Below are 15,251 nucleotides of genomic sequence, written 5' to 3' on the forward strand. Positions count from 1 at the left end.
TTTTGTGCGTCATTCAGTAAACTGAAATCCGCTGTTAGAACTCAATCTGTACGAGTGCCCACACAGATGATTGCTTCATATTTTTAAAGAACAAAATAACCAACCTTGGTTAGTTACCGCAGCCTTGCTGCGAAGTGGAGCGCCATATTAACCGCTTCACTTTTAAAGTCAACTAGAAAATTTAATTTTTCTTAATTAAGCTTTCCGTTTGGCTTTTCCTTCACTTGGCTCGTTGCTTTTCAGCGTTGTGCCCCGTGTCGGTGGATGCGCATTATAGGGAAATCGAAAAACGATGCAACCCCTTTTTTCATTTTTTTGGATCTTTTTGATCTTTTATCTTTAAACCTTCAATACTGACGGGAAATCCAACAAGAAGGTGCAATCTTTTCAACAGGTTCTATATTTAATTATTGCGATATTTGATTAAGTCGTTAATATAGCAACCTTTCTTGTTAAATTAATGTGTATTCAACGTTTTTTGGTAGATCCTTATGAATATTCTCGATCGTAAGACACTGTTTACTGTACTTCTCCTGGCCATACTGAGTTATGCGCTCGGCCACTTCGTGCTTGTAAACAGTCAAATTGATCCCGCCTTATTGCTGGCGCTGGGCATCGTAATCGGAGGGGTGGCATCTGCTTTTGCTTCCTCAACAGGAAATACAGGTAGTGACAACAGTACCTCGGTGGAGACAACCACACTGTATGTTGGCAATTTACCTTACCGAGCAAATGAGCAAGTCGTCCGGGATTTGTTCGAAAAAAAGGGACGCGTTTTTTCAGTCCGCTTGCTTAAAGATAAGAACACAGGTAAACGCCGGGGGTTTGGGTTTGTCGAAATGCCAGAGCCTGACGCCCTCAAAGCCATCAACGAACTCAATGAATCTGAATTTCAGCAACGTACGTTAAAAGTCAGAGAGGCGAAACAAAAACAAGAATCGCTGACTACTAACGATCAGGACTGATCTTTTATTTTATAACAGCTCGTTGTACACACAAACAGGGGTGGTGCCAGTTAGGCTACCACCCCTTTTTTATTGCCGCACTTATTTGCTGATCTTGGATCAGAGTATGCACAAATACGCCCGCCAACCAAATGCTTCAGTTATTCATGAGCAAGATTGATCAGTGTGATTTCAGGCCGCTCAACCGGATGTGCCTGTTGTGCCGTTGCATACCAGTTCATTGTCCCCTGCTTTATTGCCAAGCAATGAGCCTGACCCGTATCTTCCTTAACAACACTATCTTGTGCAAGTAAGGTACACACCCGCCTCGCAATCGCAGCCCCTGAATCAATCAGAGTTACCGACTCAGGGATAGACTCACTCAGGGGTTTCGCAATGATGGGAAAGTGCGTGCAGCCAAGTACCAGATGATCTAGCTCAGATGCGAGTTTAAGCAGGTTGATCTCAGCGACCAGCTGTCTATGGTCAATCTCACCAGACCAGTAAAACTGCTCGGCCAGTTCGACCAACTTAGTCGACTGATAAAGATCAACCCGACATTCATTAGCGAATTGCTGGATCAGTTGCTGCGTATAAATATTCCGGGAGGTTGCTGGTGTCGCCAGTAAGCCAATGTGCTTTGCGCGACTGGCTAACGCCGCGGGCTTAATTGCTGGGACTACGCCAACAATTGGAACTGAGGTTAACTGGCGAGTCGACTCCAACGCATAGGTTGAGGCGGTATTACACGCAATCACTATAATATCGACAGGACGCAGCTCACGATCACTCCACTTGATCAGCGCAGCCAAACGCTGCTGGATCGTCTGCTGGGACTGCAAGCCATAAGGCAACAGCTGATTATCCATCACATAACTGTAGTCGGCATGCGGCAAAGCGTTACGAATGTGCGTGAGTACGCTGGTTCCGCCAATACCAGAATCAAAAACAAGAATGTGTGGCACATGCGCTCCTTATTTACAGTTCGCGCGCAGTGTGCCACGGTCAGGATATAAAATAAATACTTACCTGAACCTGCAATTCATGCAGACCCTGTTATAACTAAACCTGTTGATCTTGCTTATCTGACTGACGTGATTCTAAGGCACTAAAGAAACCTTCAGCATAATCCAAAAACTCATTCAGACGAGCCTGGCCTTGGTTGATCCAGGCCATAATATCCGGCAATTGTGCCTCTATCCCCAGCCCTTTCGCTTCATCGTGGATCCCTTCCAGACGCTGATCCAGTGGCTGTAGTGCTTTTTCCAGGTCTTTCATCGGATTGCTCTGCTGATACTGAGCAATTGCAGCCGACGTTTTGGTCTGGCGTAAATCCATGGTGAAATTGACGATTTGCTCGCTATTGATCCCCAGCTCCTGGACTTTGGCAAAGGCATCATCGTAATCACCGGCAAAAAAAGTGTCGCTGACATCACGAATGTCCTTCATCATGTCATTGATCGCAGCCTGCTCATCTTCGTTGAGGTCACCATTCACACTGATGGAAAAATTCAGCTCATGACTGCTTTGCTCGCCATACGCAAACCCTTCACCGTCGCCATTACGCGCGTAACTTGCCGCTTTCGACTGACTCATCGCATCACTAAAGGAGATCACCACTTCGTCGCCTTCAGCTGTGGTAAAAGCATATTCAGCCTGATTTGACAGGCTGGCAAACTGGGCAGCACTGACAGATACTTGCTGCGGTTTAGGATCGAACAGCTCTTTTTCAAACTCGTCCAGACCTTTAAAAATGCCTTCGCGGGATTTATCTATGCCTTCCTCGATTTCATCATTAAACAGGCCTGTACCTTTTAACTCTTCGGACGCTTCATCAATCCCCATCTGCACGCCCTTGCGTGCCTGCTCAAGCATACTCTTGAGTGTATCGTCGTCTTCACCAGCGGCCTTGGCTTTTTTTACCGCCCCCTGAACAAAACCCAAGACATTTTTGACAATTTCTTCAAAATCAAAAAAAGGTTTGTTTTTTTCTTCTTTTTTCTCGATACCCAGCGCCTGCGCCAGTTTGTCATCGAGTACTTTTGCTGCTGCCTGGGATTTGTTTCCGTGGTAACTATCCGTATTAATTGACATATTAGGGATAAGCGATTTGGCTTTACCCGCCTTATGCTGCATCGCCGGATTCAACAGCTGATTCAACTGTCCGATTTTCATGTCTGCTCTCCGCTTTACTTGATAGTTGGTTATCGGCCAAAACGTCTTAAGCTTAAGTCTATTGTACAATAAAAGAGCAAAATATTTTGCTCTTTGCTGGACAAATCAAAAGTGCATCCTAAAATAGCGCCTCTTTGCATTAACTATGGTGGTTTTAATATGGCGGTGATCACGATTGACACTTCGACCTACGAGCAACAGTTGACAGAAAAACAACAGCGGATCAGTGCGCAATTTGCCCGCTTCGATGCGCCACAACTGGAAGTGTACGACTCCCCCAAAAGCCACTATCGCCAGCGTTGCGAATTCCGCGTTTGGCATGATGGGGACGATCTGTTCCATATCATGTTCGATCAACAAACCAAGGAGAAGATCCGCGTTGATCAATTCGATCCGGGCGCACCGCTGGTAAACGAGATGATGCAGGTCATGATGGATAAGCTGCGCCACAACGAGATCCTGCGCCGTAAATTATTCCAGATTGATTATCTCACCACCCTTAGCGGTGAGGTGCTGATCAGCCTGCTTTATCACAAAGCACTGGACGACGCCTGGCAAGAGGCTATGCAGGTTTTGCGTCAGGAGCTACAACAAAATTATAAAGTTGACTTTATAGGTCGTGCCAGAAAACAAAAAGTGGTGTTTGGCGATGACTTTGTAACTGAACAGCTGACCGTTAATGGTAAACAGTACACTTACCAGCAGGTTGAAAACAGTTTCACTCAGCCTAATGCGGCAGTAAATGAAAAGATGTTGGCCTGGGCACAAGACCTGTGCGCGCCGCTGCAAAATGATTTGCTGGAGCTGTACTGTGGTAATGGTAACTTCTCTATTGCCCTGGCCGGGCAATTTAACCGAGTACTCGCCACAGAGATCTCTAAATCGTCTGTTCATTCGGCACAATACAATATTGCAGCCAATAAGGTGGATAACCTGGATATCATTCGTATGTCGAGTGAAGAGTTCACGGCAGCCATGAAAGGTGAAAAGCAGTTCTCCCGCCTTAAAGGCATAGATCTGCAAAGTTACAACTGCCAGACCATTTTGGTCGATCCGCCCCGTGCTGGTATGGACGAGCTGACCTGTAAGCTGGTCAGTCAGTACGACAACATCATTTATATTTCCTGCAACCCGGATACGCTGGAGCGCGATTTAGACATGCTGTGCAACACCCACCAGGTTTCGCGTATTGCTATCTTCGATCAGTTCCCTTATACCCACCATGTGGAGTCAGGCGTTTTTCTGACCAGAAAATAATAGCTGGCTGCAGACATAAAAAAACCCGCGTTCATCGCGGGTTTTTTATCATTTAAAACTTACTATTTCTTAGCAAGGTAGTTGATCAAAGCAGCAATGTCGTCCGGTGAAGTCACACCAGATTCACGCGATAGGATCAGCTTGTATTTACCATTAACGATAAACGTAGGTACGCCAGTCAGGGCACCTTTATCCTGCATCAGCTCTTGTGAACGTTTCATTTTCTTTGCTTTGGTACGAACCGAGAAACTTTTGTACAGTTTATCAAATTTCTCGGCAGGCACGCCCTGCGCCACAAACAAGTCTTTAATGTCTGCCAGTTCATTGAACTTACCACGCTTGCCATGCAAGTGGGCAAACATCGCCGCAACAATCTTGTCTTTTTGCGGCAGTACCGACGCCGTGGCAAGCGCATTGCTCATCATCTGCTGAATTTCAGGGTCACGCACGCCTACGAAGTCAACGTGGCTTTTTTTGAATTTCACGTCCTCGTCCAGCTTAGGTTTGAACTCACCGATCAGCGACTCAAAATTGTTACAGGCCGGGCAGTAAAAAGAGAAGTATTCTGTGACTTCTGGCTTCTTGGTGCCACGCTCTGCGACTACCTCATAGTGCTTGCCTTCCTGAAAGTTAGCAGCTTGGGCCATCACAGGCAGTAACAGCGCCAAAGCGGCGGCATAAATTGATTTGAACATAGACTGCTCCCTTATTTTTCTAGTAAGTGTTTAACCAGCTCATCCAGCTCAGCCTGGCTGCTCAGCTCTCTCAGGTTAATTTTATATTTGTCGTTCACAATAAAAGTCGGTACGCCGGTCAGAGCACCCGCTTTGCTGAAGGTCTCTTGCTTTTCAACCATGGCTTTTTCAGCGCTGATCACCGGCATGCTGGCCATGGCTGCATCGAACTGTTCGCCACTGATCCCATTGGCTTCCAGCAACTTTTTGATGTCTTTAAGATCTTTAAGTTGTACTTGCTGCACATGAATGGTGTTGAAGATCTGATCGCTCACCTGTTGTGCTTTACCATGGTGTTTGGCAATGATGTAGGCATAGCTCAGGTAGCTCTGTACTTGCGGTGACAAGCCACCCAGGAAGTTAACATGGCTTTTTTCAAATACCGCACCCGCTGGCAGGTTTTTTTCTAGCGCTTTGGCAACAGGCTCAAACTGGAAGCAATGCGGGCAGTAGTAGGAAAAAAACTCAGTGACTTTGGCCGAGTCGCTCTTTGCTGTCGTTAATGTCTGATAGTGTTTACCATCCGTGAAATCGGCTGCCATCGCCAACACAGGCATACACAACGCAATTAGCGCAACCTTAATCGATTTTAACATTACTATTCTCTCTAAATTTTTATGGATAAAGACTGATCGCCGCTTCATCCAGTGCGGCAAGTTGTTCTTTTAACGCCAGGATCTGTTGTTCCCAGTATTTGTCTGTTGCAAACCACGAAAAGTTCCGGGGAAACGCCGGATCATGCCAACGCTTGGCCAGCCATCCCATGTAATGCACCATACGCATAGCCCTGAGCGGCTCAATCAGCGCAAGCTCTCGGGTGTCAAATGATGCAAACTCTTCATAGCCGGATAACAGGGTATCAAGTTGCATCACCTGATTTTGCCTGTCACCACTTAGCATCATCCAGAGATCCTGAACAGCAGGGCCCCGACGACAATCATCAAGGTCCACAATCATTAACTGTTCCTGAGACCATAGAATATTGCCAGCATGGCAATCACCATGCAAACGGATCTGCTGGAATGGTGTAAATTTTTCTTCTGCCTTGTTAATTACCTGATCAAGCACGGTGCTAAACGCCAGTCGTAATGTATCGGGCAGGCAGTCAGAGGCAAGAATATCCTCACGCGGTTGATGCAGATAGCTGGCTACATCAATCGCCGGACGATGCGCAAACTCCCCCTGTATGGCAACGCTGTGCAAGCGCCCAATATAGCGCCCGAGCATTTCCAGATGATCCAGGTTATCCATCTCAAACTGACGACCGCCAACACTTGGAAACAGGCAAAAGCGATAGCCCTGATGCTCAAACAAGCTTTGTCCGTCAACACGTAAAGGCGCGACAACGGGCACTTCGGCTTGCTGCAAGGCGAGTGTGAAATCATGCTCTTCCTGGATCTGCTCAGAGTGCCAGCGCTCCGGACGATAGAACTTAGCGACGTAACGGCGGTTATCGTCAGCACGAAACTGGTAAACCCGATTCTCATAACTATTGAGCGGGAGCAACCCGGACTCAGGATAAATCCCTACGCTTTCTATGGCATCGAGGATCAGATCTGGGGTTAAATTCTGAAAGCTGAAATCAGTCATAGTCTTTACCTTTCACAACCCGGCACCTCTGTGGTGGTGGGCCAAGTAACAAAAAAGCGGGCTAACCCGCTTTTGTGATGTATATGAGTTGCCTCATTGTACCTTATCTCTGCTAACGACCTTTAAAAAAGTTCGTTGGTTGTGCAATAAACTCTGTGGGCTCATCTTTTACTGTAATGACAAACTCAAACTCGGTCACGGGCAGTGTCAGATCATATGGGTCAATGACCACAGACAGTGGCTGATCGACCGTCGAACCGGCTGCTAGTTCAATTTCCTGTTTACCGATAATGGTAAAGTCAGATAAACCACGGATACTGATCATAAAGGTCTGGGGCACCTGTGCCTTGTTGATCATCTTCAGCGTATAGGTGTTTTCGACCAGCCCTTCGACATTCACCCGGTAAAGCTGGTTTCTGTCCCGAATAATATCCAGATCCAACGTCTTGCGCATCGCAACGTTAGCAACCAGCGCACCACTGAGCACGATCAGGATCAGTAGATAGCCGATGAGCTTACCGCGCACCGCTTTGGTTTTTTCGCTACCACTTTCCAGGTTGCGCTCAGTTGTGTAGGAGATGAGGCCTCTGGGGTAGTTCATTTTATCCATCACGCCATCGCAGGCATCAATACAGGCGCCACAATTAATACACTCGTATTGCAGGCCGTTACGGATATCGATGCCGGTCGGGCAAACCTGCACACACAACTTACAGTCGATACAATCCCCCAGTCCCAGGGCTTTTGGATCTTCCTTACGTCCGCGTGGTCCGCGGCTCTCACCGCGCTCGCTGTCATAGCTCACCGTAAAGGTATCTTTGTCGAACATCGCTGACTGGAAACGTGAGTAAGGACAAATATGCAGACACATGATCTCCCGCATCCAGCCGGCATTACCATAAGTACATAAGGTGAAGACCAGCACACTCAACGCCGCATAACCAGACGCCGAGAACATCAGCAGATCAGGGAGTAACTCGCGGATGGGCGTAAAATAACCCACAAAAGAGATGGCCGTGTACAGAGAAAATAACATCCAGCTGAGGTGCTTGGCAGATTTGCGCCAGAACTTATCAAAGTCCATCGGCCGCTGATCAAGCTTCTTACGCTGATTGGCTGTACCCTCTAACTTTTCTTCAAACCAGATAAAAATAAAAGTCCAGACCGTTTGCGGGCAGGTATATCCACACCACACCCGGCCATAAAAGGTGGTCACCAAAAACAGCGCGAAGGCCGCAATCATCAAAATAAAGGCCAGAATGGTGAGATCCTGTGGCCACAGGGTGAGGCCAAAAATATTGAACTTTTGCTCAAAGATATCGAACAGCACCGCCTGCTCGCCATTGAAATTAATCCAGGGCAACAGCATGAATGCCAGCATACCTATAAAGCCAATCTGCTTTCGGAGTTTCTGATGCAACCCGGTAACGGCCCTGACATAGATGCGGTTACGGGGATTAAACCTGTCTGGTTGTAAATCGTCGGGTTTATGGATTTTGACATCGACGGGGATGTTCTTGACCTTAATTTGTTTGTCCATCACAGCTCCTTACGCGCCTGGGACAGGTACTTGCTACAGTGACCTCTATTTTATATGTCTAGTATATCAATCTGGATTAGATCTTGCTCATTTTAAAGGGAAAAGCCGACATAAAACAGCATTGAGATAAAACCAGGTAATAAAAAATTCTGAGCGCTAAACTTGCTTTTAATTCCGTCATTTTATTACACTGGCGACATCTTTTGGCTGTTTAGATCAAAGTAGTTGCAGTTATGAAAAAGTATCTGATTTTAGTGGTGGTGATCCTCGCGTTGTTCACCATAGATCATCCGAAGATCAAAGAACCACGCGAGCAAATGATCCAGTACGGCGTTGACCTGCTAGGCGACACCAGTAAAGCCCAGTACAGCCTGGCGGCCAAACTGGCACGTCAGCAGATCAACAAGGAGCTGACGTTGACCGAGTCCGAGCAGGATTACATTATGTCTGCCCTGTCGACCAATGAAAAAATGAAGGTGTTTCACTTGAAGTTTTGTGAAGGTAACGAGCTCAATATGTATTTCTATGGCCCAAAACTACTGACGGTGTGTGAGATTGCGGCCGGCTCGCTGCGTGAGGCGGGTCTGTAATGGACTTTTCACACCTGAATAAAGCCAGCGCAAAATCCTTTAACGAACAAAAGGCACTGCTCAAGAAGCTGAGTAAAGGTCAGACGGTGTTATGTAAGCACTGTAACCAGCCTGTTCAGCTTGATCTGAAGGTCGCCGAGGGTGCCAAGGGCAGTGCACACTGCGCAAAAGGCTGCACCCACATCGAACTGGATCTGATGTAACTGAGTTACTCGACCGAGTTACTCGTTATACTGGCCGCTCGCCAGGGCGACCTGCTCTATCAAGGCGGCATATCCTTGTGCAAAGTCATTGGCTAACGCCAGCTGCTCTGCACAAAACGCTGCCATATCCTGCCCTGATTGCTGACAAAATTGCGCAACCTGCTGCTCCTGCAGGCTGAAAAACGCCAGCTGCTCTGTGGCCATTTGCAACGCCTGATGTAATTCTTGCGACACACTGGCAGCGCTCATCAGGCGCTCATAGTAATGCTGGCTGGCCAGCAAAAACCCCTGACTCCACTGCTGCTTTTCAGCCCAGGCAGAGCCCGCCTCCACAGGCAGTGAGAATTGATCAGAGAACACCTGCTCGCTGATATGATGGTGCAGCGCCAAAAAGGCAAACACAGTGTGCTCTTCAAGCGCCTCATCATTCAGAGTGAGCTCACTCAGCCATTGTTCTGGCTCGATGCCATCCGGGCTACAAATGAGTGCAAACAAGTAGCCTTCTACACCACGTAAGCTCAAAGCCCCAGGTCGTTTTGTCAGGTAATCAGTCAGCGCCTGCTGGTGCTGCGTTTCGTAATTGAAGTTCATCATAGCTTATAAATTGACTGGGTAACGCCCTTCACTGTCCGGACGCCCCAGGAACTTAACCGCATCGTGTACTTCTTTGGGTAATGAAGCCTCTGGCTTGATGTTCCCCGCAACACGGAATTGCATATTGGCCGCCAAGGTCGCATCGGCATGCAGCCCTAGTCGGTTTTCCGGGTCGACGGTCACGGCGATATCGCCGGATTTACAACTCAAGGTGCCACTCATGTCCCCGATACTAAACCAGCCTGTAAGGCCTTTAATATCAATATTGGGGCTGCTTATCTCACCACTCAGCGCATCGCAATAAGGCTGTCCGGTATGGTACTTATCAATATTCAGGATCACCCGCCCCTTGGCATCTACGGGCAGCGGCAGAGTCACCTGCTGCATTGCCTGCTCAACGCTAAAACGCAGTACGGCGTCGTCCAGCTTTGCCGCCTGATCCAGCAAAGACACTGAGAAATTGCTGTTGCCAGAGATTTCGTCAAGCGCTCTGGGAGAGCCAAACCGTACTTTACCCTGTAACTGTCCGGTCAGCAGTCCCCAGCCATTCAGCTGCCAGGTGACATCATTAAGCTGGACATTTTCGTAACGAACTTCACTGATCCGTCCTTCCCAAACAGATCCCGACACAGCACCAATGGCCAGCGCTCTGGGCAAAGAGCCCTGTGATAGCTGCAAAACAATGCTCGCTGGCATACTAATGGCTGTAAATACGCCAAAGGCCAGCAAAAAAACCAGCGCTAAACTGATGATCTTCTTCATACTTAATTCTCTAATACCAGACGGCTAACGCGAACATATCCGGGGGCATCTTCCTTCCCAAGATCCAGGTTAGCCACTTTAACACCATGCTGATTGGTCAGCTCGTCCAGCCAGGCAATCAACTGGTTAAACTCCACATTGTCGATATTCACACGCAGTGAATTGTCGCTTGGCTGCATTTTGCTGATGGCAATTTTATATTTACCACGCGTGCGGTTGACCAGTTGCGTCAGGTTCACATTAGCCGCAGCGGCACGGCCTGCCCCCTGGCTCTTTAGTTGCGTCACACTTTTGCCCACCCAGGACACCAGCGCCTGTTGTTTGTCGACTTCTTTGGCGGCTTTTTCCACCGCGCTGTTTAGCGGCCTTATCACGCCCATCACCAGCACAAAAATACAGAAGACAACGCCTGCAATGATCAGCAGCTTTTGCTCCTGCTCTTTCAAAGATTGCCAATAGTTAATCACTTGCTGTTTCATGCTGCACCTCGAATGCGGATCTCACCGATCACGTAGTCGCCGTCATTGTTGAGTGCGCCTTGCTGCACCGTCATACCGCGCTGTTCCAGAATACTCTTCACCTGACCAAAGACCTGGAAGCCATTGGCTTTAGCCCGGATCCGTAGCTCATTACGGCGTTGATCATAACGCAGTGTCTCCGGCTCGAAGTCCTTTACCTCATCGAACACAGTGACAAAGTGGTTAGTCAGCTCCAAGAAACCGCCTTGCTGATCGCCCGACAAACTGTTCAGTTCGTTCTGGATCTGTTTTTTCAGCAAGTGTGGACGCACCACCTTGTTCGGAAACGCTTGTTTATAGCTGGCAATCGCCTGAGCACTGAGTTCGTCTGCCTGATTTTGCAATACGAGCAGTTGCGTGGATTTAACTGCAACAAAGCATACCAATGCGACAGATGCTGCAATCAAGCCACTTTGCCAGTCGCGCCACCACTGAGGCTGCTTTTTCTTGGCGGCAAATTTGCCCTGGCGCAGGTTAAAGCTCTGCTGCTCCAGCTGCTTTGCGAACAGCGCCAGTGGTAAGTCATACTCACTTTCCATCGCTTCCAGCGATTTGGCCGACCCCAAGGTTTCACCCGGGCTGTAATGCTGAATACGCTCAGCTGGCAACAAGCTCAGATAACCTGCCAACCAGTCCGGTTCAACGCCACTCACCTGCCAGTCAGCCGTACGGAACAACCACTGGGTGCCCAGCTCTATAGCGCTGATGGCATTTTGTGCAGGTTCCGGTAGCAATAAGGCATCCGGTAACAAGCGCTGAACGCTGATATCAAAATCCTCGAATAAAGCCATCCAGCCGGTGAGCCAGGCTTTATCACACAGGGCTACATCTATGGTGTGCTGTTCATCCCGCTGTCCCGCTTTGCCAACCGCGATAAACGCCTTGTCAATGTCGCAGGCAATATGCTCTTCCAACATAAAAGGCAAAGCCTGTTCCAGCTTGCGGTTCCACTTTGCCGGTAAATCAATCGTTTTTAATTGCACACTAGAGGCAGGCAGCAACACGGCTACCGAGCGGTTTTGTGCTTTTTCACTAAGCTCACCGAGTAGTCCGGCATGCTCCAGCTCACCACTGGCAATGATCTGCGCGTCTTGCGCCGACCAGACTAACCAGTGAACCGGCTCTTGTTGTGAGTGACCCACACGGATCATCAATTTTTCTGACACTAAACGCCTCCAAATTTACGCGCTAGGATGCTCGCCCGACCATCTTTTATTTCGATTATTGAGGTCAGGCGAAACAAACGCTCATCGAACTGAGCCTTTGCTCGTAACTTAAAATAATTGCTTGAAATAGTAAAAATTTTATCGTTTTTTTGCTTATCAGAGGCGCCCTGATTTGCCGCCTCTGTGTAAAAATCCTGCACTGAGTCGAAGCCCTTTTCCGGTCTGGCCGAAATAATCGCCTCAGCACCCGACTGACTCAGCCCTTCCATCAATGCGCTCAGTAGCAACGCCTGCTCGGGCTGAATCGTATTAACATTGATAGCCAGCTCAGTGCTGCCCGGGATAACACACACATAAGGCAAGAGTTTTTCCATTACCAGTGGGTTGAACCCCTTGATGATCCTCAGCTCACTGACCGAGGCAAACAAATTATTTGCCGTCAGGTACGGGGTTCTGAGCGACATATATTCGTCTTCTTCTGCACCAGAGCGGAAGGTGATGCTGTCGTCATCCAGCCAGTCATACACGCTGTCTGCCATGGCCTCTTCGCTTTCCTCACTGGGCAAGTCTTCGATGTTCTTTAACAGCTCAAGCAGCGCCTTGTGTGCCGGGTTGGTGTCATTCCGGCCACCGCTATTTTGTTGCGGTTTATTGCGTAACGCATTGAGGTTTAAACATGCCTGCAAATCGGTGATCTGGCCACTTAGTGTGCCATGATCAACCGGATAAGGCACTTCTTCCAGCGCCCATGGCTGGCCCAGATGGACTTTATCGGGCTCGTCTTTGCGGCTGTCGAGCAGCACCTTTTTAACCAATTCCTCCGCCCCATAACTGTACCACTTGGCCTGCTGATGGGTCTGCAAATTGGTAGCTTTTTGTACCTGCACCATCAGACTCATGGTCATTTCAGTTGCGATAGTCGCAGCCAGCGCCACAATAAACAAAACGATGACTAACGCAGCACCACGTTGAGATTTCACGCTAGCCCCTCCTTTGTCCATCATTGTTATCCTGATCGGTATTGTTGTTATTGTCATTGCCATTGCGATTATCGTCATCGCTGCTGGCCTGCTTCACTTTGCCATCGCCTGGGGTCAGAAATATCCGACGGATGGGGTCAGCCTCTTTTTGCTGTATCGTGACGGCAACCGCCAGAGGTAATGCTTTAATATCCCAGCTATTTTGCCATTTCTGCTTGTCATCCAGAAACTCAAACTTGAGCTCTTCAACGTTTTCCAGGATCACCTGGCTGCGGGGCTCTGTACCATCCAGCTGATCAACATAAATTCGGTATATACGCTCCAGATTGTCATCCACCACCCGATATCCAACGGCTTGCAGCTCAGAGCGTGGCAACAAGCTGATAGGGTTGGTCCAGCCGTCGCGCACAAACGCAATGCCGTCGTACTGGCTGCTGAGATTATAGCGACCATGGATAATATAAGTCGGGCTAAAATCGCCCGCTTCGTTACGCACTTCCCGCTTGGTCATCTGATTGAAATCCTGATCCATCAGGCGAAACATGGTTTGCAATGATTCCAGCTCAGCCACCGTTTCTTCAGATGCCTCTTTGGCTCTGAGCGTGGTATCCAGGATCTGATGAGTTGCAGTCACCACCATAGCCAGAATAGCCAGTGCCAGCAGTACTTCAATCAGGGTAAAACCACCCTGACGGGAGGAGATATGCGCGTGCATTATCGCTTCCCTTTTTTGTAGATAAAGGTGGTCAGGTCATACACTGAGTGTTCACGCTTCTCATCGGAAAACACTTCTATCGTCACCTTTACAAAAGTAGGATCGGCCGTTGCCAGAGTCGACTGGGACCAGTACCAGGTCACCCCGCCCATTTCCTCATCGCCCTTCAGGCCATTTCGTACGGCACCTTCTTTGGCACCCGCACGCATCATCACAAGGCGATTTTCGGCCACCCAGGAGGCATAAGCTTGCTGTTCCAAAGTGCTGATGTGATTGATGTGTTCGCCGGTTGCCTGCATCGCGGCAATACCCGCCACAGCACAGATACTGAGCGCCACCATGACTTCAAGGAGCGTAAAGCCAGCTTGTTTTGTCCGTGCAATCAAACCACTCATGAATCTTCCGGCTCCTTGCGCAAATTCACCGGCGCCATAAACTCGCCCTCAATAAAATACACAGGCTCGCTCTGTTCTTCGAGCTCCAGGCTGAGCTGAAAAGCACTGACTTCTCCCGATGACAACAACAGCACCTGGGGAATTTTCAGCTTTTTCAGCTCCAGCAGACTCTCTTCGTCTCCACTGCCCATCAACTCACGCCAGTTTGCCTGCTCCAGCATATTATCCTGTGCCCAGGCCAAATCCTCTGTGCTGAGTTCAATTTTATACTCGTCAGAGTACTCTACCGCCTGGTAGAGCTCTTCGGCATCGAAAGTCGTCCATTTCTCACCATCAAAGACCAGGAATTCCAGCTTCTTCTTATCCAGATGAAATCCCAACTCGATTTGATTGAGAATGGCAAACTCAGAAGCCATGTTGATCACACTGTGCAGTCGGAGCGCTTCACGCTCCAGCTCTTCTTCCATATCGTCGGACAGCGTATAAGTGACCAGGTTGACAGAAAAGCCAATGATCACCAGCACCATCAGGATTTCGATAAGGCTAAAGCCACTCTGGCGAGTGGATTTAGGTAGGCGTGCCTGATGCACGCCCGACTGAACATTGACTGCTGCGTGCATAAGGATTAACGGTCTTGTTCGCTGTCCCAGTTGCCCAGGTCATCTTCGGTGCCGACTTCGCCGTCAGGGCCCATAGAGAAGATGTCGATTTTACCCATTTCACCCGGGCTCACCAGCTGGTAAGGGTTACCCCAGGGATCTTCCGGAAGCTTTGAAATGAAGCCGCCTTCAGGGAAGCGCTTAGGCACTGGATCTATGGTAGTTTGTGTTACCAAAGCTTCCAGGCCTTGCTCTGTGGTTGGGTACTTTTTGTTTTTAAGCTTATACATTTTCATTGCGTCTTCAATCTGACGAATGTCCAGCATCGCTTTTTCTTTTGCTGCTTCTTCTTGTTGACCCATAATGTTGGGTGCCACGATAGACATGATCATACCAATGATCACCAGAACGACCATTACTTCTAACAATGAAAAGCCGGATTGTTTATTCACGTTGATTACCTCAATGCTATTAGCGTGCGGCGTCAGA

At 48.6% G+C, this 15,251-nt stretch carries 19 protein-coding genes; 4 read left to right on the forward strand and 15 right to left on the reverse strand.

Annotation, left to right across the window (positions count from 1 at the left end; all coding sequences use genetic code 11):
• Positions 1–491: 491 nt before the first annotated feature.
• Positions 492–965 (forward strand): RNA recognition motif domain-containing protein, encoded by a 474-nt coding sequence (locus C3B51_RS18155; protein WP_125721687.1) that lies wholly within the window; start codon positions 492–494, stop codon positions 963–965.
• Positions 966–1,105: 140 nt separating this feature from the next.
• Here the strand turns inward: C3B51_RS18155 and murI are convergent, their stop codons facing one another.
• Positions 1,106–1,909 (reverse strand): glutamate racemase, encoded by an 804-nt coding sequence (murI, locus tag C3B51_RS18160; RefSeq protein WP_130245970.1) that lies wholly within the window; start codon positions 1,907–1,909, stop codon positions 1,106–1,108.
• Positions 1,910–2,006: 97 nt separating this feature from the next.
• Positions 2,007–3,119 carry a DUF5610 domain-containing protein gene (locus C3B51_RS18165; protein ID WP_125721691.1) on the reverse strand — a complete coding sequence of 371 codons (1,113 nt, stop codon included), beginning with the start codon at positions 3,117–3,119 and terminating at the stop codon, positions 2,007–2,009.
• A 159-nt stretch (positions 3,120–3,278) separates the two neighbouring features.
• Between C3B51_RS18165 and trmA the strand changes: the two genes are divergently transcribed.
• Complete coding sequence (trmA, locus tag C3B51_RS18170; protein ID WP_125721693.1) at positions 3,279–4,376, forward strand: tRNA (uridine(54)-C5)-methyltransferase TrmA; 1,098 nt, start codon at positions 3,279–3,281, stop codon at positions 4,374–4,376.
• Positions 4,377–4,438: 62 nt separating this feature from the next.
• On the opposite strand, the gene C3B51_RS18175 is transcribed toward trmA, so the two are convergent.
• The 4 genes from C3B51_RS18175 to ccoG all read right to left on the reverse strand — a co-directional run bounded on the left by C3B51_RS18175 (position 4,439) and on the right by ccoG (position 8,240).
• Positions 4,439–5,071: a thiol:disulfide interchange protein DsbA/DsbL gene (locus C3B51_RS18175; RefSeq protein ID WP_130245971.1), complete on the reverse strand. Its 633-nt coding sequence runs from the start codon at positions 5,069–5,071 to the stop codon at positions 4,439–4,441.
• 11 nt (positions 5,072–5,082) lie between these two features.
• Positions 5,083–5,706, reverse strand: coding sequence for a thiol:disulfide interchange protein DsbA/DsbL (locus C3B51_RS18180; protein WP_125721697.1), 624 nt, complete (start codon positions 5,704–5,706; stop codon positions 5,083–5,085).
• A gap of 19 nt (positions 5,707–5,725) precedes the next feature.
• Positions 5,726–6,700 carry a serine/threonine protein kinase gene (locus C3B51_RS18185; RefSeq protein WP_125721699.1) on the reverse strand — a complete coding sequence of 325 codons (975 nt, stop codon included), beginning with the start codon at positions 6,698–6,700 and terminating at the stop codon, positions 5,726–5,728.
• Positions 6,701–6,812: 112 nt separating this feature from the next.
• A complete protein-coding gene (ccoG, locus tag C3B51_RS18190) occupies positions 6,813–8,240 on the reverse strand; it encodes a cytochrome c oxidase accessory protein CcoG (RefSeq protein WP_125721701.1) in 1,428 nt (475 codons plus the stop codon).
• A gap of 233 nt (positions 8,241–8,473) precedes the next feature.
• Here ccoG and C3B51_RS18195 point away from each other — a divergent pair, with 233 nt between their 5' ends.
• Together C3B51_RS18195 and C3B51_RS18200 are read left to right on the forward strand one after the other, a co-directional pair.
• Positions 8,474–8,830 (forward strand): hypothetical protein, encoded by a 357-nt coding sequence (locus C3B51_RS18195; protein WP_046007038.1) that lies wholly within the window; start codon positions 8,474–8,476, stop codon positions 8,828–8,830.
• Complete coding sequence (locus tag C3B51_RS18200) at positions 8,830–9,033, forward strand: hypothetical protein (protein WP_125721703.1); 204 nt, start codon at positions 8,830–8,832, stop codon at positions 9,031–9,033. The genes C3B51_RS18195 and C3B51_RS18200 overlap by 1 nt, the downstream gene beginning before the upstream one ends.
• An 18-nt stretch (positions 9,034–9,051) precedes the next feature.
• On the opposite strand, the gene C3B51_RS18205 is transcribed toward C3B51_RS18200, so the two are convergent.
• The 9 genes from C3B51_RS18205 to gspG are packed head-to-tail and all read right to left on the reverse strand — an operon-like array spanning position 9,052 to position 15,214.
• Positions 9,052–9,627, reverse strand: coding sequence for a UPF0149 family protein (locus C3B51_RS18205; protein WP_125721705.1), 576 nt, complete (start codon positions 9,625–9,627; stop codon positions 9,052–9,054).
• Positions 9,628–9,630: 3 nt separating this feature from the next.
• Positions 9,631–10,389 (reverse strand): type II secretion system protein N, encoded by a 759-nt coding sequence (locus C3B51_RS18210; RefSeq protein ID WP_125721707.1) that lies wholly within the window; start codon positions 10,387–10,389, stop codon positions 9,631–9,633.
• A gap of 2 nt (positions 10,390–10,391) precedes the next feature.
• Positions 10,392–10,868, reverse strand: a complete 477-nt coding sequence (gene gspM / locus C3B51_RS18215; protein ID WP_125721709.1) for a type II secretion system protein GspM — start codon at positions 10,866–10,868, stop codon at positions 10,392–10,394.
• On the reverse strand, positions 10,865–12,073 hold the full coding sequence (gene gspL, locus C3B51_RS18220) for a type II secretion system protein GspL (RefSeq protein WP_130245972.1): 1,209 nt from the start codon (positions 12,071–12,073) through the stop codon (positions 10,865–10,867). Before gspL ends, gspM begins: the two co-directional genes overlap by 4 nt.
• Positions 12,073–13,074: a type II secretion system minor pseudopilin GspK gene (gene gspK / locus C3B51_RS18225; RefSeq protein WP_125721783.1), complete on the reverse strand. Its 1,002-nt coding sequence runs from the start codon at positions 13,072–13,074 to the stop codon at positions 12,073–12,075. Before gspK ends, gspL begins: the two co-directional genes overlap by 1 nt.
• Complete coding sequence (gspJ, locus tag C3B51_RS18230; protein ID WP_130245973.1) at positions 13,055–13,768, reverse strand: type II secretion system minor pseudopilin GspJ; 714 nt, start codon at positions 13,766–13,768, stop codon at positions 13,055–13,057. Before gspJ ends, gspK begins: the two co-directional genes overlap by 20 nt.
• A complete protein-coding gene (gene gspI, locus C3B51_RS18235) occupies positions 13,768–14,163 on the reverse strand; it encodes a type II secretion system minor pseudopilin GspI (protein ID WP_130245974.1) in 396 nt (131 codons plus the stop codon). Before gspI ends, gspJ begins: the two co-directional genes overlap by 1 nt.
• Positions 14,160–14,783: a prepilin-type N-terminal cleavage/methylation domain-containing protein gene (locus C3B51_RS18240; protein ID WP_276312575.1), complete on the reverse strand. Its 624-nt coding sequence runs from the start codon at positions 14,781–14,783 to the stop codon at positions 14,160–14,162. The genes gspI and C3B51_RS18240 overlap by 4 nt, the downstream gene beginning before the upstream one ends.
• Positions 14,784–14,788: 5 nt before the next feature.
• Positions 14,789–15,214 (reverse strand): type II secretion system major pseudopilin GspG, encoded by a 426-nt coding sequence (gene gspG / locus C3B51_RS18245; protein ID WP_125721715.1) that lies wholly within the window; start codon positions 15,212–15,214, stop codon positions 14,789–14,791.
• Positions 15,215–15,251: the final 37 nt, after the last annotated feature.

It is taken from the genome of Pseudoalteromonas rubra, from assembly GCF_004212645.1.
GTDB lineage: Bacteria > Pseudomonadota > Gammaproteobacteria > Enterobacterales > Alteromonadaceae > Pseudoalteromonas > Pseudoalteromonas rubra_G.